This is a genomic window from Stenotrophomonas sp. AG209, from assembly GCF_003550055.1.
In the GTDB taxonomy this organism is placed as follows: Bacteria; Pseudomonadota; Gammaproteobacteria; order Xanthomonadales; family Xanthomonadaceae; genus Stenotrophomonas.
Map to the genome: position 1 here is coordinate 226498 of NZ_QXDB01000004.1, position 21918 is coordinate 248415.

Here is a 21918-nt window from a genome sequence, read left to right on the forward strand (position 1 = left end):
GGTGCAGGGCGCAGCCCTGCAGAGAGACCCCCCTACCTGAACAGGCCTTTTTGCGTGAAGTCTCAAATATCGTTTAGACTTGCGGGGTCTGCAGCGGCCGTCCGTTTCCCTCCGGGATCGCCGGCGACCTGGGTCCGCCCTCTTCGCCCGCCCCCACTCCGACGCCGTTCGTCACGCATTCCAGCCTGCGCTTCGTGCCGGCTGCACCCAATTCTCGCAGCGCGGTTCACGGGAACGCTCCGAGTCAGCCGATCAGTTTGATCTGCCCCCGTCTGTCCGTTCGGACAGGCGTTTCTTGTACTTGGAGCAAACTCAATGTCTTTTGAATCGCTGGGCCTGGCGCCCTTCCTGCTGCGCGCGCTCGCCGAGCAGGGCTACGAAAACCCGACCCCGATCCAGCAGCAGGCGATCCCGCTGGCGCTGGCCGGTCGCGACCTGCTGGCGGGCGCACAGACCGGCACCGGCAAGACCGCTGCGTTCGGCCTGCCGCTGCTGCAGCACCTGGGCACCGCCTCGCAGGAAGTGCGCGCCGGCCCGCGCAAGCCGCGTGCGCTGATCCTGGCTCCGACCCGCGAGCTGGCGACCCAGGTGCATGACAGCCTGCGTGGCTACAGCAAGTACCTGCGCATCCCCAGCGCCTGCATCTACGGCGGCGTCGGCATGGGCAACCAGCTGGACATCCTGCGCCGTGGCGTGGACCTGCTGGTGGCCTGCCCGGGCCGCCTGATCGACCACCTTGAGCGTCGCAGCGTCGACCTGTCCGGCATCGAAGTGCTGATCCTGGACGAAGCCGACCGCATGCTCGACATGGGCTTCCTGCCGTCGATCAAGCGCATCCTGGCCAAGCTGCCGAAGCAGAACCGCCAGACCCTGCTGTTCTCGGCCACCTTCGAGGACAACATCCGCCAGCTGGCGCTGGAGTTCATGCGCAACCCGGAACAGATCCAGGTGACGCCGAAGAACACCGTGGCCGAGACCATCACCCACCGCGTGCACCCGGTCGATGGCAGCCGCAAGCGCGACCTGCTGCTGCACCTGCTGGCGCAGGACAGCCGCGAGCAGACCCTGGTCTTCGCCCGTACCAAGCACGGCAGCGACAAGCTGGCCACGTTCCTGGAAAAGTCCGGCATCAAGACCGCGGCGATCCACGGCAACAAGAGCCAGGGCCAGCGCCTGCGTGCGCTGGGTGACTTCAAGGCCGGCCGCGTGACCGTGCTGGTGGCCACCGACATCGCCGCGCGCGGCATCGACATCAACGAGCTGCCGAAGGTGATCAACTTCGACCTGCCGATGGTGGCCGAGGACTACGTGCACCGCATCGGCCGCACCGGCCGCAACGGTGCAACCGGCCAGGCGATTTCGCTGGTGGCGCAGGATGAAGTGAAGCTGCTGCGCGCGATCGTGCGCCTGCTGGGCCGCGACATGGACATCCGCGATGTGCCGGGCTTCGAGCTGCAGACGCCGATCCGCTGGGGCAACAGTGCGCCGGGCAAGGCCGAGCACGATACCGGCGAGCGCGCACCGCGCAAGAGCCACGCGCGCCGTCCGCACGGTGATGCGCCGCGCCACGCGCATGCCGGCCCGAAGAAGGCCGGTGGTGGCCGTCGCGAGGGCGGTGACAATGGCCAGCAGCGTGCAGGTGCAGGCGCCGGTCAGGGCCAGCGTCGTGGCGGTGGTGGTAATGGTGGCGGCCGCGGCCGCGGCCAGGGCGGTAACGGCGGCGGTCGCGCCGGCTGATCCTCCGCACCTGCAACGCACGAAGGGGCGCAGCGCAAGCTGCGCCTTTTTTTTGCGCGTCAGGAATCAGGCACTTCCTGAATGTAGCGATACCCGCTGTCAACGTCGTCACCGGCGGCGTATACGTCGCGTGAAATTTCGCTAGACTCGGCCGGCGACACGACGTCGCAGCCGGGCCACGTCCCTGCACGTCCCGGTCTGGATGGCTATCTGATTAAGGACAAGCATGATGCGCAAGATTTTGCTGGTATCCACGCTGCTGCTCAGCGCTCCACTGACTGCCATGGCCAGCGACGGCATGAGCTACACGTACGTGGAAGGCGGCTGGAACCAGCTCCAGATCAGCTCCAATGCCCTCAACGATCCAAAGGCCGATGGTGGCTATGTACGTGGCTCCTTCGCCATCGCCGAACAGGTCAACGTGTTCGGTGGCTGGTCGCGCGTGACCGATACCACCCGCTACGCCTACTCCAGCGTCAAGACCACGTTCGACCAACCCCACCTGGGCATTGGCTACCACATGCCGATCAGCGAACGGCTGGACTTCACCGCCGACCTGGCATGGAACCGCCGCAGCGGCAAGGACGAAGTCAGCTTCGATGGCGTGACCTACACCAACAAGGCATCCGTCAATACCGCCGTCGGTAACGTCGGTCTTCGCGGCAAGCCTTCGGCAAAGACCGAAGCGTGGATCAAAGCAGGCTACATCGACGGAAACAACAACTTCGACGGCACCTGGACGGGCACCATCGGTGGCCAGGTCAGCTTCAACCGCACCTGGGGCGTGGTTGCCGAAGGCCAGTTCTACGACGACTTCGCCGAGTACCGTCTGGGCGTTCGCGCAAGCTTCTGATCGGAGCCTTTGTTCACCCGGTGACTGCACGGACTGGCGCTGCGGCATGGGCCGGCAATTCACCGCGCTCCCGCTTCACACAAGGACTTGAACGATGCGCAAGATGCTCCTGCCAACCTGCCTGCTGCTGGCGACACCGCTGCTGGCGTCGGCCAGCGATGAGCTCAGCTACACCTATGTGGAGGGTGGCTGGAACCGACTGAAGCTCGATGCCGGTAGCACCGCTGACTTCACCACAGATGGAGGCTATGCCCGCGGTTCGTTCGCGGTCACGCCACAGTTCCATGTAATCGCCGGCGCGTCACGCGTCAGCGGAAGTGACCGCCGGGGCGCTGCGCGGGTGAAAACCACGCTCGACGTTCCGTACCTGGGCTTGGGATATCACGCACCGATCAGCGACCGTCTGGACTTCACCAGCGAGTTTGCCTGGAATCACCGTTCGGCGACGTCGGACTACCGCCTCGGCGATGCACGTTCCCGCCAGACCTCTCGATTCAACGAGGTAGTGGGCATGGTGGGTGTGCGCAGCAGGTTCACCGAGCAGATCGAAGGCTGGCTGAAGGGCGGCTACGCCAATGGCGGTGACGGGCAGGATGCCCGCTGGTACGGCGTGGTGGGCGGACAGCTGAACTTCACCGATAGGTGGGGGGTGGTACTGGAAGGCCAGTTCGACAAGGACACATCCGAGTACAGGGCGGGCGTACGCGCCAGCTTCTAGTTGCTGCCCGCTGTGCGGGGGCGTGGCCTAGGAACGCTGTCTACGCCTCGCCCCTATTTTGCCAGTTTTTCGCATGGTCCTGGAATGAACGGTTGACGCGGCGCAGGCGCAGGAGCGTGGAGCCTGCGCGCAAACGCCTCAACCCCGCGCCTTACTCGGATTCACCAGATTCCCGAAGAAGATCGCGTTGATCAGCAGCCGATCCGTGCCGTGCCAGTACTTGCGATGCGCCGGATCATCGGCAAACAGCACCACGTTGCCCTGCCCCTGAGCCGACACCAGCAGCCACGCGCTGCCCGCCACCCGCGTCCGGTTGCGCTCGGACAGATAGCCATTCACCCGCGGTGGCGTGTCGATGCGTACCACCGTCGAGAACGGGTTCGCGCTTGGCTGCAGCGTCACCGTGTTCTCCTTGTTGATCGCCAGCTGCCGGCGTGGCACGCCAAATGCCAGCGGATGGCTGGTATCCACGTCGGCACTGAGGATGTTGCCGCTGACCCGCTCGATCGCGGCGATGTCGCGCTGGTCGGCGAACGCACGGCGGCTCTCGTCAGCTGCATCTTCTTCCTTGCCGAGCTTCTCGCCGTCGGCCAGCTTCTGTTCGATCGCCCACTTCGAGGCACTGCCGTACGTCACCAGCGAGCCACCGGCCTGTACCCAGCGCTTCAGTGCAGCCACCGCCGTGGCATCGACGCCGGTATAGGTGCCGCCGGACAACACGATGGTGGTGTAGCGGTCCAGCGGCACTTTGCCCAGCTGCAGGGGATCCAGCTTGCTGGCCGGCAACCGCAGCTGCTGGTCCAACAGGAACCAGGCCGAGCCGATCTCGGTGGCGGCCACGCCCTCGCCCATCACCAGCGCAACCGCGGGTTTGCGCAGCGCTTTGACGCCATCACTGCCGAGGTCGATGCCCTCGCGGCTGCGGCCGCTGGACAGCGCGTGCACCTGCACGCCGGCAGCACGCGCGGCGGACGTCACTGCTTCAAGCAACGCCGTGCCCTGCAGTGGTTGCCCGGCCACCGGAATCACCAGGCTGCCGGCGGCGAAGCTGACCTCGCCCTGCGTGGTCGCGGTGGTGAACGGCTGGAATGCCGCGCGTGCAATCACGCCCTTGCCTTGCAGCGCGGCCAGCGCGCGCCCGGCGTTGTAGTCGCGCCAGTCGATCGCATAGGCGAATCCGGCCTGGCCGCCCAGCACGGCCCCCTGCTCCGCCGGCAGCACGGTCACGCGTGCACCGCCATCGATACGGCTGCGGCTACCGGCGAAGGCCACGCCGTAGGCCGGTGCGATCGCGTAGCTGGTGCTGCCGTAGAACACATCGCCCTTGATCGGCGGCGTCTCGGCAAAGATCGAATGCACCAGGCGGAACTGCGCCTGCTGCACCGGCACCACGTAGGCGCTGCCGGCATCGAAGCGCTGGCCATCGACACTGACGTCACGATCCAGCGCGCGCACCTCGATGCGATGCAGCAGCAACAGTTCCAGCAGGCGCCGGGTCAGTGCCGGATCATGCGCATCGCCGAACACAAAGCTCTTCACTGGCTGCTGTGCGGCCTGCTTCAGCGCGCTCTGGAAGAACTGCTTCTGCAGGTCGAACAGGCCGCTGCGCTCGGTCACTGCACCCCGCACCGTGCCCAGCCCGGTAGCCACCTGGTTGCGGATGGTGAACGGGAAGGTCAGCAGGCCATTCACCGACTCCTGCACGCGACCGCGCGAGCTGGCCTGCTCGACGGTAACGCCGACAGCGCCATGGAAGTCCGGGTAGGTGGAGCCGTAGACCGGCGAGAAGTTGTCGAAGTTCTCGCCGGTGTAGTACAGCGAGCCCAGCGCATCCAGCGCCTGCGCGTGGTACTTGGCCAGAGTCTTGTTGAATTCATACGACGCCGCCGGAATCAGCGGGCTGTGCATGCTCTTCGGCGACGGTTCGAAGTAATAGGTGCTGTCCTTGCCCATCTCGTGGAAGTCGATCTGCACGTTCGGGTACCACTGGTGGAACACCTCCACCTTCGGCCGCGAGTCCTGCTGGGTCAGGGCCAGCCAGTCGCGGTTGAGATCGGTGAAGTAGTGGTTGGTGCGGCCCTGCGGGAACGGTTCGACGTGTTCCTTGTCGGCCGGGTCGGCCGAGGCCGGATCGGAGGCCCACGCGTTATGCCAGTTGGCGGCGCGATCGCGGCCATCCGGGTTCTGCGCCGGGTCGAACAGCACCACCGCCTGCTGCAGCCATTGCTGGGTTTCGGCGCTGCGATTGGCCACCAGATAGTAGGCGGTCAGCATCGCCGCTTCGGCACTGGAGGTCTCGTTGCCATGCACGCTGTAGCCCAGCCACACCACCACCGGGCTGTCGCCCGCCGCACTGCGTGGCTGCGCCGGATCGGCCAGGGTCGCGTGCTGCTGGCGGATCTGTTCCAACCGCGCGTGGTTGCCTGCGGCAGTGACCGTGGCGATCAGCAGCGGGCGGCCCTCATAGCTGCGGCCGATCTCGCGCACGCTGATCTTGTCCGAGTGTCTGGCCAGTTCCTGGAAGTACGCCACCAGCTGGTCGTGCCGGGTGTAACGGCTGCCGATCGGATAGCCGAGGAACTGCTCCGGCGTGGGCACGGCGGTATCGAACGCCGCTGCGTCGGCCGCCTGCGGAAAGAAGTAGGCACTCTGCGCCTGCGCCGGCTGCGGCAGGGACAATGCGGTGGCGGCGGCAATCAGCAACGGAAGAACGACACGACGATGCAAGGACACGGTGACTCCCCTGGAACACAACGGCAGGCGGTCGCGCGGCCGGTCCCTACAGATGACCGGCCGCGGCGGATGGATCAGAAGCGGTAATCGAAGCCCAGCGTGAAGTAGCGGCCACGCAGGTCGTACTGGCTGAAGTCGTACGGCGCGCGGATGCCCGGGAACGAAGCGTCGTACGGCGGCGTCTTGTCGGCCAGGTTCTGCACCTTGGCGTACACGGTCAGCTTGTCGATGCCGGTGTAGGCCAGGTACAGGTCGTACTGGCTGTAGCTGCCGACACGCTGCTGCACGGCCTTGGCGGCGGTGCTGGCTTCCTGGCGGTAGCCGCTGGTGTAGTACCAGGTCACCGCTGCGTTGAAGTCGCCGTACGTCCAGTCCAGCGTGGTGGTGGCCTTGTCCTTGGGCAGCGTCGCACCGAGGTTGCTGCCGGCGTAGTCGACCAGCGGGCCGCCGACCACGGTCGGGCGACGGTAGTCGCGGACGTGGGTGTAGGCCGAGGACACGGTGAAGTCACCCAGCGCAGCGGTCGGGATGCGCTGGCGCAGCTCGACGTCAATGCCCGAGGTCTTCAGCTCGCTCAGGTTCTGGTAGCGGTTGTAGACCGCCTGCAGCTTGCCGCGCTCGTCGCGCTGCACGGCGCCGGCCACGTTGTCGTTGACCAGGGTCTGGGTGTTGTTGGTGCCGACCAGGTTGTCCAGCTGGATGCGGTAGTAGTCCACGCTCAGGTTGGTGTTGGCCCACGGCGACAGCACCACGCCGAAGTTCACGCTCTTGGTGCGCTCGGGCTTCAGTTCGTTGTTGCCAACGGTGAAGAAGGTCGGGTTCTGGCGCGAGCCGGGTACGTCCGGATCACGCGGATCGACCACGCTGCCGTAGGCGATGCTGGTGCTGTTGGAGTTTTCCGACAGCGACGGTGCGCGGAAGCCCTTCGACGCCGAGGCACGCACCAGCAGGAAGTCGAGCGGCTGCCAGCGCAGGCCGATCTTCGGCGAGAACGCATCGCCGAAATCATCGTAGTGATCGGCACGCGCGGCGGCGGACAGCTCCAGGGTCGACGCCAGCGGCACGTTCACTTCGGCGTAGGCGGCGCTGACCTGGCGCTGGCCATGTACTTCGGCGATGGCCGGGCGCACCTGCAGGCCGGCATCGATCTGCCACGGGTTGTTGGAATCGAGCTTCTCGCGGCGCCATTCGGCACCGGCGGCGAAGCCGATCTCGCCGGCCCAGGTATGGCCCAGGCTGCCGGAAATCTTCGCGTCGACGCCCTGCAGCTTGGACTCGGCCGGGCGCAGCGTGGCGATGTTGATCGAATCACGTACCGACTGCGGCGTGGCCGCCGGGTTCAGCAGGTTGTAGCTGCCGGTGGCCAGTGCGTTGGCCAGCGCCCAACGGTTGGCGAAGCCACCGGACACACTCTCGCGCTCGCTGCTGCGCGCACCGAATGCGGCCACTTCCCAGTCCCAGTTGGCAGTGGTGCCGCGCAGGCCGAACACGCCGCGATAGGCGGTGGAGCGGTTGGTCTTGATCGTGCCGCCGAGGTCGAAGAAGGTGTATTCGATCGGGATCGCGCGGCCGTACGGGTTGTACGGATTGTTGGCCGGCAGCAGCGATGACACCGGCTCGGCCAGGCCGCTGTTCGCGTTCAGTGCGAAACGGCCACTTTCCAGGGTGAAGAACGGGCTGCTGCCGAACCACGCGGCGCTCTTGATCTGGCTGTACAGCACTTCGCCGAAGGCTTCGACGTTGTCGTTCAGGCGGAAGGTGCCGTTGGCATAGGCCTGGTAACGCTTGGTCGAGGGGATCAGCGTGGTGAACGGTGCCTGGTTGAAACCGCAGGTATCGCCGGCCAGGCCGTCGATCGGCGCGCTGGCGACGCGGGTGGTACCGGTCGGGCAGTTGCCGTTGGCGTCGAGCATCGGCACCGACACGCCGTTGACCAGATAGCGCGCGCCCTTGGCCGACCAGCCGTTCCAGCGGCCACCGGGCTTGTCGGTGTAGATGCCGCTCTTGGTCAGGTTGCGCTCGTCCTGGTCCAGGCGCTCGCGGTTGTAGCCCTGCAGGCTGAAGAGGATGTTGTAGCCATCGGTATCGAGATCACCGAGGCCGCCGACGAACTTCAGGTTCTGCTCGTGCAGGCCGCCCTGGTCGGCACCGCCGAAGCTGCCGCCGATCTCGGCGCCTTCGAAGTTCTGCCGGGTGATGATGTTGACCACGCCGGCCACGGCGTCGGAGCCGTACACCGCCGAGGCGCCATCCTTGAGCACTTCGATGCGCTCGACCGCAACCAGCGGCAGCGCGTTGAGATCGACGAAGGTGTCGGACAGGCCACCGGCCGGGAAGCCGTAGTTGGCCAGGCGGCGGCCATTGAGCAGCACCAGCGTGTTCTTCTGCGACAGGCCACGCAGGCCGATGCCGGCCGAGCCGGAGGCCCAGCCGTTGTTGGTGGTTTCGTTGCTTGCGTTGCCGGTGTTGGCCGAGATCGAACGCAGCACATCGGCCACGGTGGCCTTGCCGGTCTGTTCCAGCTGCTGGCGACCGATCACCTGCACCGGGTTGGAGGCTTCGGTATCGGTGCGCTTGATGTTGGAACCGGTGACGCGCACGGCGGCCAGGGTGCTGGCTTCGCCACCGGCGTCGGCGGAGGTTTCGGCGGCGGCGGACAAAGGCGCGGCCAGAGCGACGGCCAAGGCCGCCACGAGCAGGGTGTGCTTGGGCATGACGATGTGGGGGAGGTGGTAAGGGCGACGAAGTTCCGCAGTAGTCCATGCCTGGCCGGGGTCCGGCCAATAACATCTCTTCATACGGATATAAGAGAAACTATCATCTCTTCATCCGGATGGAAAGGCTTTCTTCACGAAAGCCCAACCTCCGCTCAGGCTGCCCGGCGGCCTGCGGCGTACAATCGCGGCATGGAAATCTTCAAAGTCTTCATGCTCGAGGCGGCGCACCGCCTCCCCAACGTGCCGCCGGGGCACAAGTGCGCGCGCCTGCACGGCCACTCGTTCCGGGTGGAACTGAAGGTCGAGGGCGAACCCGGCGCGCAGACCGGCTGGATCATGGACTTCGGTGACGTGAAGGCGGCCTTCCAGCCGATCTACGACCGCCTGGACCACCACTACCTCAATGACATCCCCGGCCTGGAGAACCCAACCAGCGAGAACCTGGCGGTGTGGATCTGGAACGAGCTCAAGCCGAGCCTGCCGGCGCTGAGCGAGATCACTGTGCACGAAACCTGCACGTCGGGTTGCCGTTACCGCGGCCCGGCGGCCTGATCAACCCATTGATCTGAAAGGTTTTCCAAAGGCGCCCTGGGCGCCTTTGTTATTTTTGTTGCATTGCCGCATCAAGGGCGTATGCTGCATTGCATCAAGCCACTCCCTGATGCCCCATGGCCGCCGCCTTCAGTGATCGCTTCAGTGATGCCACCCGCCAGCTCGCCGCCGCGGCAACGCGTGCGAACCGGTTGGCGTTGGAGAACGCGGAAAGCATGTTCGGCGTGCAGCTGAAGGTGATGGAGCGCAACCTGACCGCGACCGGCGGCTGGCTGGGTGAACTGGCCCGCGGCGAGGATGCGGCCGGGACGCTCTCCAAGGGCGCGCAGCTGTGGCAGGACAACCTGCAGCGGCTGGGCCAGGCCCAGCAGGACGTGGTCGGTCTCGGCCTGCAGGCCAGCAAGGCCTGGTCCGAACTGGTGCAGGGCTACAACGAATCAACGGCGGACGCGAACAACCACTGACGCGACGCAACGCTCATTGCGTGGGTCCCTCCCCCCACGCAATCCGGACCCGGCAGATCCCTCCCTCTGCCGGGTCTTTTTTTGCCTGGCGTCTGGATTGAGGAGCGCTTCTTCGTCTGGACTCTCTGCGAACTGATGGGCCCCGCCGGGGTGGGCAGGGGTCTGGGCAAATGTCCCCCGGCGCCGGCCGTTGGCCGTCACCTCCTCCTTTACTTTGCCCAGACCCCTGCCCACCCCGACGAGGCTCGGCGTGCGGTGAGGAGAGCGCAACGCGCGCGGGCGACTTTCAAGGAGGCGCCGACGAACTCCGAACGCAGGGCGGAGGCCCTTGCGTACGAAGTAAAGGGGGAGGTGACGGCCAACGGCCGGCGCCGGAGGACATTCGTACGCAAGGGCCTCCGCCCGGCGCCACGCAGAACACACCGCCACAAGCGCGTCTTCGACCGGGTTCGCCGCGAACTGATGGGCCCCGCCGGGGTGGGCAGGGGCCTGGGCAAATGTCCCCCGGCGCCGGCCGTTGGCCGTCACCTCCTCCTTTACTTTGCCCAGACCCCTGCCCGCCCCGACGAGGCTCGGCTTGCGGTGAGGAGAGCGCAACGCGCGCGGGCGACTTTCAACGAGGCGCCGACGAACTCCGAACGCAGGGCGGAGGCCCTTGCGTACGAAGTAAAGGGGGAGGTGACGGCCAACGGCCGGCGCCGGAGGACATTCGTACGCAAGGGCATCCGCCCTGCGCCACGCAGAATGAACCCGCCGCACGCGATGCAGGAACGGCTCAGCGCCCGCGACCACCGTGCCAATGCTGGTGCCACGCCTGGAACATCAGCACGTTCCACAGGTGCGTGTGCCACTTGCGCTCGCCACGCAGGAACGCCTCCCAGATGCCACGCACGCGCGCCACATCGAAGCAGCCCTGGTTGCGCAGCAGCTGCGGGTCCAGCAGCGCCTCCGCCCAGTCGCGCAGCGGACCGGCCAGCCAGCGCGCCATCGGCGGACCGAAACCGCGCTTGGGGCGATACACCAGCGGTTCCGGCAGGTAGCGCGCCAGCAGGTGCTTCAGAATCCGCTTGTGCTCGCCATCGTGGTACTTCAGGTGCTGCGGCAGCCGCCAGGCCAGGCGCACCACCTCCATGTCCAGCAGCGGCGCACGGGTTTCAACGCCCGCCGCCATGCCCGCGCGATCAACCTTGGCCAGGATGCCCTCGGCCAGGTCCATGCGGAAATCCAACAGCTGGATGCGCGCCTCGGCCGGCAGCGCCGTGTCCTGCTGCTGGAAGATCGTCACCGGCTCACGCGCGCCCAGCACCACCTGCGCCGGTTGCCGCCAGCGGGTCACGCGCTGCAGGTAATGACCTTCCACATCGTTGGCAGCCACCTCGGCCACCAGTGCGCGCCAGCCACCGAGGCGGCCGCGCTCGACGTTCATGCGGTTGCCGCTGCGCCGCGCCAGGTCGCGTACCCAGTCCGGCAGGCCACCGCACAGGCGCGCATTGCGCAGCGCGCGGCCATAGCTGGGGTGGCCGAAGAACAGTTCATCGCCACCGTCACCGGTCAGTGCAACCGGCTTGCGCGCCCCCAGCAGTTCACTGGCCAGCAACGTCGGCAGCTGCGAGGCGTCGGCGAAGGGCTCGCACCAGACCTGCGGCAGGCGCTGCAGCAGGTCCAGGCCCTGGCGCGCGTCCATCCGGTGCAGGTGGTGCTGCACGCCCAGGTGGCGCGCGACCTGCGACGCCCAGTCGCTCTCGTCATGCCCCGGATCGTCGAAGCCGACCGTCCACGCCTCGATCGGCAGGGTCGATTGTGCCTGCATCATCGCCGTCACCAGCGAGGAGTCGGTGCCGCCGGACAGGAACGCGCCGCACGCCAGGGGCGAATGCATGCGTGAAGCGATGGCCTTCTGCAGTACGGATTCCAGCTGGTCGGTCGCCTGCTCAAGGCTCGGCGCCGGCTGCAGCGGTTCCTGCAATGCGCTCTGCATCGCGTCGCGTGCGCACCAGTAGCGCGTTCCCCCCTGCGCAGCCTGGCTGGAGCAACCCGCGGCATGGTCGCTGAGATCGATGCGCAGCATCGCGCCCGCCACCAGCTTGTGGATGCCACGGTAGATGGTGTGCGGCGCCGGCACATAGTCGTGGCGCAGCAGCAGGCTCAGCGCATCCTGGTCGATGCTCGGCGCGAAGCCGGCGAAGGCCTGCAGCGCCTTCAACTCGGAGGCGAACAGGAACTGGCCCTGGTACCAGCCGTAATACAGCGGTCGCTCGCCCACCGGATCACGGGCCAGCCACAGCACGCGCGACTCGCGGTCCCAGACACTGAAGCCGAACGCACCTTCGATACGGGACAGTGCCCGCTGCACGCCCCATTCGACGATCGCCTGCAGCAGCAGCCGCGCATCGCTGCAGCTGCGCGGCAGATCACGCAGCTGCGCCTGCAGGTCGCTGCGGTTGTACAGGCGACCGTCCAGGCACAACACGTAACGGCCACAGTCCGAGCTCAGCGGCTGCAGCGGCGTATCGGTCGGCGCCCGGCAATGGCCCAGCGCGAGGCCGGCCTCGGCGTCGGTCCAGTAGCCGATGCGGCCACGCCCACGCTGCTGCAGGGCGCGCAGCATCGGGGCCAGCTGCTGCAGCAGCTGCTCGTCCTCGGCGGGCGGCAGCCAGGCCCCGACCACGCCGCTCATCGGAAGCCTCCGCACTGGCAGCGGCGGGACGGGTTCGGCAGGCAGGGGGCGGCGGGCGACATGGGGACGGCACGCGGAGCGGAGGAGACTCCATGCTCGGCCCCGGGCCGCGCGGCGTCAGTCGCTTTGCTGTCAGCGATCGTCACCAGCCGTATCACGAAGGTAACGTTTTGTAACAGCAACAGGCTATGCTGGACGCCAAGTTGTTGCCGGGACTGAGACCCGGCCCGTGCGCCAGCAACCCCGGCTGAATGGCGCCCGCCCCCGGGACCCGGGCGGCCCGAAGGCTGGGATAGCATCGCCGCGCTCGTGCCGTGGCGGTACGTTTGCGCCCACGGAGGCCTTGGAAATGCTGGATATCGTACTGGTCGAAGACGATGCCCGCCTGGGAACGATGGTCAGCGACTACCTGCAACGGCATGGCTACCAGGTGGCCCACGAGCGCAGCGGCGAGCGCGCAGTGGCCCGGATCCTGGCCGAAAAGCCGGCCCTGGTGCTGCTCGATGTCGGCCTGCCCGACCAGGATGGTTTCGAAGTGTGTCGGCAGATCCGGCCCCACTATGACGGCATCATCTGCGTGCTGACCGCCCGCACCGACAACATCGACCAGGTGCTGGGCCTGGAACTGGGGGCCGACGATTACATCGGCAAACCCATCGAACCGCGGGTGCTGCTGGCCCGGCTGCGTGCCCACCTGCGCCGCCATCGCCGGGTCGAGCCGCGTGACGGCAGCCTGCGCTTCGGCGAGCTGAACATCGACCCGTCTACCCGTAACGTGCACCTGCAGGGCGGCCTGCTGGAGCTGACCACCGCCGAGTTCGACCTGCTGTTCCTGCTGGCCAGCAACGCCGGCCAGATCCTGGACCGCGACGCGCTGCTGCGCGGCCTGCGTGGCATCGCCTTCGACGGCCTGGACCGTTCGATCGACGCCCGCATCTCGCGCCTGCGCCGCAAGCTGGGCGACAACCCCGAGCAGCCGGAACGGATCAAGACCGTCCGTGGCCGCGGCTACCTGTTCAGCCGCTCGGCATGGGGATGAAGCGCACGCCTTCGGCGATGCGCGGCCACGCCTTCCACTTCCTGCGCTACGGCATCGGTTTCCTGGTCGCCCACCTGTTGTTGATCGTGCTGGGCCTGTGGGCCTGGGACGCCTTGCTGGAAGACCGCACGGAAGCCGGTCTGCAGGCCGAGATGCGCGGCACCCATGCGCTGCTGCAGCACCGCTTCGCCGAAACCCCGCGCGAGCAGTGGCCGGCACTGGCGCGCGAACTCGACGCCGATTTCGCCTACGCGCTGCGCATGGTGCCGCTGGCCGAGGCGGTGAAGGAGCTGCCGGCCAGCCAGCGCCCGCCGTTCAACAACGGCCGCGTGCAGATCGACCTGGAGCACATGCGCAGCCTGCAGCGGATCGGCGACAGCGACTACGCCGTGATGCTGGGCCCGTTGGACGAAGCGCTGCCGGATGAAGGCTGGCAGGACAGCGAAGTGTCCGGCGTGGCGATCCTGCTGCTGATCCTGATGGTGGCGGTGGCACTGCCGATGTACGTGATGGTCTATCGGCTGTGGCGCGACGTCTCGCAGCTGGCCCAGGCGGCACGGCAGATGCGCGACGGCCAGCTGGATACCCGCGCGCCGCGTGCCGGTACCGCGCTGGTGCGGCCGCTGGCCAATGCCTTCAACCATATGGCCGAGCAGCTGCAGCAGCTGCTGGAAAGCCAGCGCGTGCTGGCACAGGCGGTGGCGCACGAAGTCCGCACGCCGTTGGCGCGGATGCGTTTCGGCCTGGCCGACCTGGAGGACACCGCGCTTGATGATGTGCAGCGCGATGCACTGGGCGGGCTGCGCACCGATGTGGATCGGCTGCAGCACCTGACCGATGCCGGCGTCGAGTACGCCGCGCTGGGTCGCTGCCATCAACTGACGCGCCAGCGCCTGCAGCTGGCGGCACTGGTGCGCGGCGTGGTGGCCCAGTTCGCACCGTTGCCAATGCCGGTGCAACAGGTGCTGTCGCCGGTGGGCCTGGTCAACGTCAACCGGCACATGCTGGAGCTGGCGCTGCGCAACCTGCTCGGCAATGCACTGCGTTACGCACGCCGGCAGATCCGTATTGCCAGCACGGTCAATGACGGCTGGCTGTGCGTGCAGGTGGAGGACGACGGCCCCGGCATCGCGCCCGAACTGCGCGGCCAGGTACTGCAGCCCTATGTCCGGCTGGACCCGGGCAGCCCCGGTTTCGGCCTTGGCCTGGCGCTGGTGCAGGTGGTCGCCGACAAGCATGGTGGCCACGTCGAGGTGACCGATTCGGAGTTGGGCGGTGCCTGTATCCGCCTGCACCTGCCGCTGGAATCCGGCGGCACCGTCGAGTGCGAAGCGGCCTGCTAGGCCGCCGGTTCCGCACGCGGCAAGGCAAACACGAACAACGCGCCACGCTCGCTGTCGCGCAGTTCGATGTGGCGGCCGTGCAGCTGCACGATGCGCTGCACGATCAACAGGCCCAAGCCACCGTTCTCCCCACGCCGAGCCCCCAGCGCGGCCGGTGCCTGGAACAGCTGGGTACGCAGCGCTGGCGCCACGCCGGGGCCGTCATCGGCCACGCTGACCTCCACGCTGTCCGGGGTCGCGCGCAGGCGCACCTCGATCTGGCCGCCGTCGGGCGCATGCCGCAGCGCGTTGTCGAGCAGGTTGGTCAGCACGCGCTCGACCAGGCCGAGGTCGGCGCGCACCAGCGGCAGGCCGGGTGGAAATGCCGCGTGCAGCTGCTGGCCGCGCGCCTGCGCCGCCAGTTCGAACTTCTGCAGCACGTCCTGCAGCAGTTCCGGCAGTGCGAACACCTCCCACTCCAACCGCACTTCGCCATGTTCCAGCCGCGCCAGCTCGAACAGCGCGCGCGCCAGCCGGCCGACCTTGGCGCTCTGTGCCAGCGCGATGCCGAGATAGCGGCGGCGCTCGTCCGGTGACAGCGTGGCGTCTTTCAACGCCAGTGTTTCCAGGTAGCCATGCAGCGACGACAACGGCGTGCGCAGGTCGTGCGAGATGTTGGCGACCAGCTCGCGGCGCTGCAGGTCCTGCTGGCGCAGCTGCTGCCACTGCTCACCCAGCCGTTGTGCCATCTGCGCGTGCGCGTGTTCGAGGATCACCAGCTCGTCGCGCTCACCGGGGCGCAGCGGCTCCGGCGGCGGCAACGGCGTGGGTGCGTCGATGTCGAAGGCCTGGATCCGCCGGGTCAGCCGCCGCAGTGGGCGGGTCACCCAGTAGAACGCCACCAGCCCGGCAAACAGGCCGAGCCCGCCGACCAGCACCACCGACCACAGCGTGGTGTTCCACTGGCTGCCGGCGGCAAGATCATCGGCGAGCATCTGCCGGTGCTCGCCGACCAGCACCACGTACACATAGCCGGCCGGCCGGCCCTGCACGATCAATGGTGCGGCGCTGAACACCTTGCGGCCATCGGCGCTGCGCGGGTCATCGCCGAGGATCGGCAGCGGCGCACCGGCCAGCAGGCGTCGCAACGGCGCCACGTCCACCCGGTTGCGCACCAGATGTCCACTGGGCGCATCGTGGCCGAGGATGCGGCCCTGGTCGTCCAGCAGGTAGACCTCGACGCTGGGGTTGACCGCCATCAGCTGGCCGAACAGTGCGCGCACCGCGGCATCGCGCATGCCGCTGGTGTCCATCAGTTCGCTGCGCTGGGCGATGTGCTCGGCCAGGCCCAGCGACAACCGCTGCACCACCTCCTGCTCGTGGCGGGTGTTGGCACGCATCTGCAGTGCCAGCAGCGCCATGCAGCACATCAGCATCAGCGCGGCGGTCACCACCGCCAGCTTCTGCCACAGGTTCGGCTTGATCATGCCGCCGCCCCGGCCGGGTCGACCAGCTTGTAGCCGCGGCCCCACACCGTCAGCAGCCGCCGTGGGTTGGCCGGGTCGGGTTCGATCTTGCTGCGCAGGCGGTTGATGTGGGTGTTGACCGTGTGCTCGTAGCCATCGTGCTGGTAGCCCCAGACCTGGTTGAGCAGTTCCATGCGCGCGAACACCTGGTCCGGATGACGGGCGAAGAACAACAGCAGATCGAACTCGCGCGGGGTCAGCTCCAGCGCGTTGCCATCCACCGAGGCCGTGCGCGCGACCGGATCGAGCTGCAGCCCACCCAGCTCGATCGCGCCGGCATCGATGCGTGCGCTCTGCGCCATCGCCTCGGCGCGTCGCAGCAGCGCGCGCACCCGTGCCACCAGTTCCGGCATCGAGAAGGGTTTTGCCAGGTAATCGTCCGCGCCCAGTTCCAGGCCGACGATGCGCTGCGTTTCGCTGCCGCGCGCGCTGATGATGATGATCGGTACATAGCGCGCCATCGCGCGTGCACGCTGGCACACCTGCAGCCCATCCACGCCGGGCAGCATCACGTCCAGCACCAGCGCATCCCACGGGCCGTCCTGCTCGAGCAGGCGCAGGCCGGCATCGCCGCTGGCGGCATGGGCGACGTCGTAACCCTCATCGCCCAGATGCATGCGCAGCAGGTCGGCGATGTGGGCATCGTCTTCAACGATCAGCACGCGTTTGGTGGACATCGGCAGCTCGGGGCCAGTGGGGAGGCTGGCTGCATTGTGGCGCGGGACGGCCGCCGATACCTCACGAAAAATTGAATCCTGCGTGAGGATTCGTTGACCCGGGCGGGCGCAGCATGGCCCCGTCGCCCCTTCCCGGAGTCCGCCATGTCCCTCTCCCGCCGCCATCTGCTGGGCCTGGGCGGTGTTGCCACCGCCGCCGGGCTGCTCGGCCTGGGGGCGTGCAGCCGCGCCGCCCCGGCCGCCGCCGAAGCGCGTCCGTCGCGACAGTTCGAGGTCATGCACAGTGATGCCGAGTGGCGCCAGCGCCTGACCCCGGCGCAGTACGCGGTGCTGCGCCAGCAGGCCACCGAACGGCCGTGGAGCAGCCCGCTCAACAAGGAACACCGGCAGGGCACCTTTGCCTGCGCCGGCTGTGCACTGCCGCTGTTCTCCTCCTCCACCAAGTTCGAGAGCGGCACCGGCTGGCCCAGCTTCTGGGCGCCGCTGCACAACGCCATCGGCGAAGACCGCGACGTCACCTTCGGGATGCTGCGGGTGGAGGTGCATTGCCGCCGCTGCGGCGGCCATCTCGGCCATGTGTTCAACGATGGGCCACGCCCGACCGGGCTGCGCTACTGCATGAACGGTGCGGCGATGGTGTTCGTTCCCGGTGCCACTGATGGCACTGCCGACGGCTGGCGGGTACCGGTCGGTTCTTCCACTGCTTCCGGAGCCTGACCATGCTGCTGTTGCTGCTTGCCTACCTCGGGGGCGCACTGACCCTGCTCAGCCCCTGCATCCTGCCGGTGCTGCCGTTCGTGTTCGCGCGTGCCGACCGTCCGTTCCTGCGCAGCACGCTGCCGCTGCTGCTGGGCATGGCGCTCACCTTCACCGTGGTCGCCAGCCTGGCCGCGGTGGGCAGCCAATGGGTGGCGCAGGCCAACCAGGTCGGACGCTGGATCGCCCTGCTGCTGATGGCGCTGTTCGCGGTCGCCCTGCTCTGGCCACGACTGGCCGACCACCTGCTGGCACCGTTCCAGCGCGTGGGTGCCCGCCTGAGCGCGCGCGCCGATGCGGCGGATGCCGCGGGGCACGGCGGCGCGTGGACCTCGCTGCTGATCGGCATCGCCACGGGCCTGCTGTGGGCGCCGTGCGCGGGGCCGATCCTCGGCCTGGTGCTGACCGGCGCCGCCCTGCATGGCGCCAGCGTCGGCACCACTGCACTGCTGCTGGCCTATGCACTGGGTGCGATCACCGCACTGGCGCTGGCGGTATGGATCGGCGGCCGGGTGTTCCGCGCGATGCAGGCGCGGCTCGGCCTCGGCGATGTCCTGCGCAAGGTGCTGGGTGTGGCCGCGCTGCTGGCCGTCGTGGCGATCGGCCTCGGCTGGGATACCGGCCTGCTGACCCGCTTGTCCACGGTCAGCACCGCGCGTATCGAGCAAAGCCTGCTGGACGCAGTACCCGGCGCGCAGCCGGCGGCACCGCCGATGATGATGATGGCCGGTGCCAACGCCGCTGCCGATGCACCGTTGCCGGTGGAAGGCACCCTGCCCGCACTGGACGGCGCCACTGGCTGGCTCAACAGCCCGCCGCTGAGTGCACAGCAGCTGCGCGGCAAGGTGGTGCTGGTCGATTTCTGGACCTATTCCTGCATCAACTGCCTGCGCGCGATGCCATTCGTGCACGAATGGGAACGCCGCTACCGCGACCACGGCCTGGTGGTGGTCGGCGTGCACACGCCGGAGTTCGCCTTCGAGCGCGACCCACGCAACGTGATGAAGGCGGTGCAGCAGCTGAAGGTCGAGTACCCGGTGGCGCTCGACAACCAGTACACGATCTGGCGCGCCTTCAACAACCGCTACTGGCCGGCACAATACTTCGTCGACGCGCAGGGCAACATCCGCGGCCACCAGTTCGGCGAGGGCAACTATGCGCGCTCGGAACAGATGATCCGTCGCCTGCTGGCCGAAGCCGGGCAGACGAATCTGCCGCCACCGGCCGATCCCGCTGCCGCCGACCTGAAGGGCGTGGCCGTGCAGGCCGACATGGGCAACCTGCGTTCGCCGGAAACCTACCTGGGCCACGCCCGCGCCGAGCAGTTCGCCTCGCCCGGCGGGCAGCGCAGCGACGCCGCGTTCGACTACACGCTGCCGGCCACCCTGGCGTTGAACCAATGGGGACTGTCCGGGCGCTGGAACGTCACCGACGAAGCCGCGCAGCTGCAGCAGGCCGGTGGCCGCATCGCCTTCCAGTTCCACGCACGCGATCTGCACCTGGTACTGGCACCCCGCGAGGACGGCAGGCCGGTGCGCTTCCGCGTCTGGCTGGATGGCAAGCCGCTGCCCGCCGCCGATGCCGGCAGTGATGTCGGCACCGATGGCAGCGGCGTAGTCGACGAGCACCGCCTGTACCAGCTGGTCCGCCAGCGCGGCGCGGTCGGCCCGCATCGCTTCGAGATCGAATTCCTCGATGCGGGTGTGCAGGCCTACGCCTTCACCTTCGGTTGAACCGGGAGGACACCATGAAACTCTCCTTTGAACAGGGCATCGCCGCCGGCGTCGCCGGATTGGTGGCTGCCGCATTGATCACCGGCGTGCTGCTGGTCGACCACAGCGCGGTAGCGGCACCGGTCGAGGCCAGCGCGCAGGTCAAGGCGCTACCTGCGCCCAGCGGCGACGCCGCGTTCCGCGATGACGCCACCCATGCCAGCGTGGTGTTCGCCGGTGGTTGCTTCTGGGGCGTGCAGGGCGTGTTCCAGCACGTCAAGGGCGTGAGCAATGCGGTGTCCGGCTACATCGGCGGCAGCGCGGCCAACGCGCACTATGAGCGCGTCAGCAGTGGCCAGACCGGTCATGCCGAAGCCGTGAAGGTCGACTACGACCCGCGCCAGGTCAGCTATGGGCAGTTGATGCAGGTGTTCTTCTCGGTGGTGCACGACCCGACCCAGCTCGATCGACAGGGCCCGGACCATGGCAGCCAGTACCGCTCGGCGATCTTCAGTGACGACGCACGCCAGCAGGCTGCCAGCCGCGCCTACATCGCCCAGCTCGGCCAGGCCGGCAGCTACCGCGCGCCGATCGTCACCCAGCTGGTCAGCGGCCAGCGCTTCTACCCGGCCGAGAGCTACCACCAGAACTACATGACCAATTACCCGCAGGCGGCCTACATCCGCTACTACGACGCACCGAAGCTGACCGCACTGGGCAAGCAGTTCCCGGCGCTGTACCGGCGCGACGCGGCGCTGGTGCCGATGCGCTGACGCCCGGGTGGTGCCGGCCGTTGGCCGGCAACCGCGCCGTTCCGGATCTGGGGATTGCCGGCCAGCGGCCGGCACTACCTATAAAAAAGACGCACGGCCATCCAGCCGTGCGCTTGGGAAGTATCGGCCGTGCCCCGATCAGGCCCGGCCGACAACGACATGCTAGGCTCGCCATCATCATGGGTACAGCACCAGATGGCGGGAAATTCGATGGATACAGATGACCAGAGCGCGATGATCCCACCCCGCTACCAACGGCTGTCCGACGAACTGGCCGAGGCCATCCACGGCGGACGCCTTCCGGTCGGCAGCCGCCTGCCTTCGCTGCGGCAGATGGCCTTGCAGCGCAGGCTCAGCCTGAACACGGTGATTGCCGCCTATCGCCAGCTGGAGGACGCCGGCCTGGTCATTCCGCGGCCCAAGGCCGGCTTCGAGGTGGCGCCGCGATTGTCGGTGCCGGAGCGCTCGCTGCGTGATACCCCGTCCGCACCCACCGCACCACTGCAGCAGGTGCTGATGGCCCGCGTGCTGGAAGCACAGCGCCGCCCCGGTGTGATCGACCTGGCCTTTGCCGGTCCGCGCGGGCGCCAGTTCTATCCGGGCGCGCAGCTGGCCCGGCATACCGCGCAGGTGCTGCGCCACGGCCAGCAGACGGTGGAGACCTACGCGCGCCCCAACGGCTCGCCACGGCTGCTGGCGCAGATCGTGCGACGTGGGCCACGCATGGGCCTGCATACCCACAGCGAACGCCTGCTGCTGACCCATGGTGCGATGGAGGCCCTGCAGCTGGCGCTGCGCGCGGTCACCCAGCCCGGTGATGCGGTGGGCATCGAGGCGCCGTCCTACTTCAACCTGTACCCCTTGCTGGCCAACCTCGGCCTGCAGGCCATCGAGCTGCCCACCCATCCACAGCACGGCCTGGATGTGGATGCGCTGGATGCACTGCTGGAACACACGCCGCTGGCCGCACTGGTGGTGATGCCGACCGTGCACAACCCGCTGGGCTGCACCATGCCGACCGACGCCAAGCAGCGCCTGGCCGAGCTGGTCAACGCACGGCAACTGCCGCTGATCGAGGATGCGGTGTACGCCGAGCTGCAGTTCTGCGAACCGCCGGCGCCGTTGCTGAAGGCCTTCGATCGCGATGGCTGGGTGATGGTGGTTGGAGGTTTCTCCAAGACACTGGCACCGGATTACCGCATCGGCTGGCTGGATGGCGGCCGCTTCGCCGAGCGTATCGCGCTGCTGAAATTCCAGTCCACCGGCGGCGAGCCGCAACTGCTCGGCGATGCGGTGGCGGCGTATCTGGAAGCCGGCAGCTACGAGCATCACCTGCACCGCATGCGCCGGCTGTATCGCGAACAGGTGGGACGGCTGCGCCAGCTGGTGGCCGAACACTTCCCTGTCGGCACCCGCGCCACCGAACCGCAGGGCGGATTCCTGCTGTGGCTGGAACTGCCCGGCGTGGATACACGCGAGCTGTTCGAGCGTGCATTGCAGGAGGACATCGTGTTCATGCCCGGCCAGGTGTATTCGCGCGGCGCGCGCTACCGCCACTGCCTGCGGCTGTCGTGCTGCCAGACGCTGGATGCGCGCTTCATCGGCGCGGTGGAGCGGCTGGGTGCGATCGCGCGGGAGCTGGCAGCTGCAGAACGGTAGTGC

At 67.9% G+C, this 21918-nt stretch carries 16 protein-coding genes; 11 read left to right on the forward strand and 5 right to left on the reverse strand.

What is annotated here, in order from left to right; translation table 11 throughout:
- Positions 1 to 315: 315 nt before the first annotated feature.
- From DFO63_RS17985 to DFO63_RS17995, 3 genes are all read left to right on the forward strand, one after another.
- Positions 316 to 1737, forward strand: coding sequence for a DEAD/DEAH box helicase (locus DFO63_RS17985; RefSeq protein ID WP_119007499.1), 1422 nt, complete (start codon positions 316 to 318; stop codon positions 1735 to 1737).
- Positions 1738 to 1966: 229 nt separating this feature from the next.
- The gene (locus tag DFO63_RS17990; protein ID WP_101764892.1) at positions 1967 to 2590 is read left to right on the forward strand and encodes a hypothetical protein; all 624 of its coding nucleotides are present in this window, start codon (positions 1967 to 1969) and stop codon (positions 2588 to 2590) included.
- 94 nt (positions 2591 to 2684) lie between these two features.
- Positions 2685 to 3308, forward strand: a complete 624-nt coding sequence (locus tag DFO63_RS17995; RefSeq protein WP_119007500.1) for an outer membrane beta-barrel protein — start codon at positions 2685 to 2687, stop codon at positions 3306 to 3308.
- Positions 3309 to 3446: 138 nt separating this feature from the next.
- On the opposite strand, the gene DFO63_RS18000 is transcribed toward DFO63_RS17995, so the two are convergent.
- Together DFO63_RS18000 and DFO63_RS18005 are read right to left on the reverse strand one after the other, a co-directional pair.
- Positions 3447 to 6041 (reverse strand): M14 family zinc carboxypeptidase, encoded by a 2595-nt coding sequence (locus tag DFO63_RS18000; RefSeq protein ID WP_119007501.1) that lies wholly within the window; start codon positions 6039 to 6041, stop codon positions 3447 to 3449.
- A gap of 74 nt (positions 6042 to 6115) precedes the next feature.
- Positions 6116 to 8755: a TonB-dependent receptor gene (locus DFO63_RS18005; RefSeq protein WP_119007502.1), complete on the reverse strand. Its 2640-nt coding sequence runs from the start codon at positions 8753 to 8755 to the stop codon at positions 6116 to 6118.
- Between the two features lie 192 nt (positions 8756 to 8947).
- Here DFO63_RS18005 and queD point away from each other — a divergent pair, with 192 nt between their 5' ends.
- Positions 8948 to 9310 (forward strand): 6-carboxytetrahydropterin synthase QueD, encoded by a 363-nt coding sequence (gene queD / locus DFO63_RS18010; RefSeq protein WP_049444904.1) that lies wholly within the window; start codon positions 8948 to 8950, stop codon positions 9308 to 9310.
- Positions 9311 to 9426: 116 nt separating this feature from the next.
- Positions 9427 to 9774, forward strand: a complete 348-nt coding sequence (locus DFO63_RS18015) for a phasin family protein (RefSeq protein ID WP_014035870.1) — start codon at positions 9427 to 9429, stop codon at positions 9772 to 9774.
- Between the two features lie 775 nt (positions 9775 to 10549).
- On the opposite strand, the gene asnB is transcribed toward DFO63_RS18015, so the two are convergent.
- Positions 10550 to 12451 carry an asparagine synthase (glutamine-hydrolyzing) gene (gene asnB / locus DFO63_RS18020; protein WP_119007503.1) on the reverse strand — a complete coding sequence of 634 codons (1902 nt, stop codon included), beginning with the start codon at positions 12449 to 12451 and terminating at the stop codon, positions 10550 to 10552.
- 349 nt (positions 12452 to 12800) lie between these two features.
- On the opposite strand from asnB, the gene DFO63_RS18025 reads away from it, so the two are divergent.
- Positions 12801 to 13490: a winged helix-turn-helix domain-containing protein gene (locus DFO63_RS18025; protein ID WP_010484092.1), complete on the forward strand. Its 690-nt coding sequence runs from the start codon at positions 12801 to 12803 to the stop codon at positions 13488 to 13490.
- Positions 13487 to 14833: an ATP-binding protein gene (locus tag DFO63_RS18030; RefSeq protein WP_119007504.1), complete on the forward strand. Its 1347-nt coding sequence runs from the start codon at positions 13487 to 13489 to the stop codon at positions 14831 to 14833. The genes DFO63_RS18025 and DFO63_RS18030 overlap by 4 nt, the downstream gene beginning before the upstream one ends.
- Here DFO63_RS18030 and DFO63_RS18035 read toward each other — a convergent pair.
- Together DFO63_RS18035 and DFO63_RS18040 are read right to left on the reverse strand one after the other, a co-directional pair.
- Positions 14830 to 16299: a HAMP domain-containing sensor histidine kinase gene (locus tag DFO63_RS18035; protein WP_119007505.1), complete on the reverse strand. Its 1470-nt coding sequence runs from the start codon at positions 16297 to 16299 to the stop codon at positions 14830 to 14832. The genes DFO63_RS18030 and DFO63_RS18035 overlap by 4 nt on opposite strands.
- A complete protein-coding gene (locus DFO63_RS18040; protein WP_014035866.1) occupies positions 16296 to 17015 on the reverse strand; it encodes a response regulator transcription factor in 720 nt (239 codons plus the stop codon). Before DFO63_RS18040 ends, DFO63_RS18035 begins: the two co-directional genes overlap by 4 nt.
- Before the next feature lie 144 nt (positions 17016 to 17159).
- On the opposite strand from DFO63_RS18040, the gene msrB reads away from it, so the two are divergent.
- From msrB to DFO63_RS18060, 4 genes are all read left to right on the forward strand, one after another.
- Positions 17160 to 17732 carry a peptide-methionine (R)-S-oxide reductase MsrB gene (msrB, locus tag DFO63_RS18045; RefSeq protein WP_014035865.1) on the forward strand — a complete coding sequence of 191 codons (573 nt, stop codon included), beginning with the start codon at positions 17160 to 17162 and terminating at the stop codon, positions 17730 to 17732.
- A gap of 2 nt (positions 17733 to 17734) precedes the next feature.
- Positions 17735 to 19504, forward strand: a complete 1770-nt coding sequence (locus DFO63_RS18050) for a cytochrome c biogenesis protein CcdA (protein ID WP_119007506.1) — start codon at positions 17735 to 17737, stop codon at positions 19502 to 19504.
- Positions 19505 to 19518: 14 nt separating this feature from the next.
- Positions 19519 to 20256, forward strand: coding sequence for a peptide-methionine (S)-S-oxide reductase MsrA (msrA, locus tag DFO63_RS18055; protein WP_119007507.1), 738 nt, complete (start codon positions 19519 to 19521; stop codon positions 20254 to 20256).
- Positions 20257 to 20466: 210 nt separating this feature from the next.
- The gene (locus tag DFO63_RS18060; RefSeq protein WP_119007508.1) at positions 20467 to 21915 is read left to right on the forward strand and encodes a PLP-dependent aminotransferase family protein; all 1449 of its coding nucleotides are present in this window, start codon (positions 20467 to 20469) and stop codon (positions 21913 to 21915) included.
- Positions 21916 to 21918: the final 3 nt, after the last annotated feature.

Excerpts from the sequence above, each read along its gene's own strand:
- DFO63_RS17985 (WP_119007499.1), top strand. The coding sequence starts at position 316 with ATGTCTTTTGAATCGCTGGGCCTGGCGCCCTTCCTGCTGCGCGCGCTC.
- DFO63_RS17990 (WP_101764892.1), top strand. The coding sequence starts at position 1,967 with ATGCGCAAGATTTTGCTGGTATCCACGCTGCTGCTCAGCGCTCCACTG.
- DFO63_RS17995 (WP_119007500.1), top strand. The coding sequence starts at position 2,685 with ATGCGCAAGATGCTCCTGCCAACCTGCCTGCTGCTGGCGACACCGCTG.
- DFO63_RS18005 (WP_119007502.1), bottom strand. The coding sequence starts at position 8,755 with ATGCCCAAGCACACCCTGCTCGTGGCGGCCTTGGCCGTCGCTCTGGCC.
- queD (WP_049444904.1), top strand. The coding sequence starts at position 8,948 with ATGGAAATCTTCAAAGTCTTCATGCTCGAGGCGGCGCACCGCCTCCCC.
- DFO63_RS18015 (WP_014035870.1), top strand. The coding sequence starts at position 9,427 with ATGGCCGCCGCCTTCAGTGATCGCTTCAGTGATGCCACCCGCCAGCTC.
- asnB (WP_119007503.1), bottom strand. The coding sequence starts at position 12,451 with ATGAGCGGCGTGGTCGGGGCCTGGCTGCCGCCCGCCGAGGACGAGCAG.
- DFO63_RS18025 (WP_010484092.1), top strand. The coding sequence starts at position 12,801 with ATGCTGGATATCGTACTGGTCGAAGACGATGCCCGCCTGGGAACGATG.
- DFO63_RS18030 (WP_119007504.1), top strand. The coding sequence starts at position 13,487 with ATGAAGCGCACGCCTTCGGCGATGCGCGGCCACGCCTTCCACTTCCTG.
- DFO63_RS18035 (WP_119007505.1), bottom strand. The coding sequence starts at position 16,299 with ATGATCAAGCCGAACCTGTGGCAGAAGCTGGCGGTGGTGACCGCCGCG.
- DFO63_RS18040 (WP_014035866.1), bottom strand. The coding sequence starts at position 17,015 with ATGTCCACCAAACGCGTGCTGATCGTTGAAGACGATGCCCACATCGCC.
- msrB (WP_014035865.1), top strand. The coding sequence starts at position 17,160 with ATGTCCCTCTCCCGCCGCCATCTGCTGGGCCTGGGCGGTGTTGCCACC.
- DFO63_RS18050 (WP_119007506.1), top strand. The coding sequence starts at position 17,735 with ATGCTGCTGTTGCTGCTTGCCTACCTCGGGGGCGCACTGACCCTGCTC.
- msrA (WP_119007507.1), top strand. The coding sequence starts at position 19,519 with ATGAAACTCTCCTTTGAACAGGGCATCGCCGCCGGCGTCGCCGGATTG.
- DFO63_RS18060 (WP_119007508.1), top strand. The coding sequence starts at position 20,467 with ATGGATACAGATGACCAGAGCGCGATGATCCCACCCCGCTACCAACGG.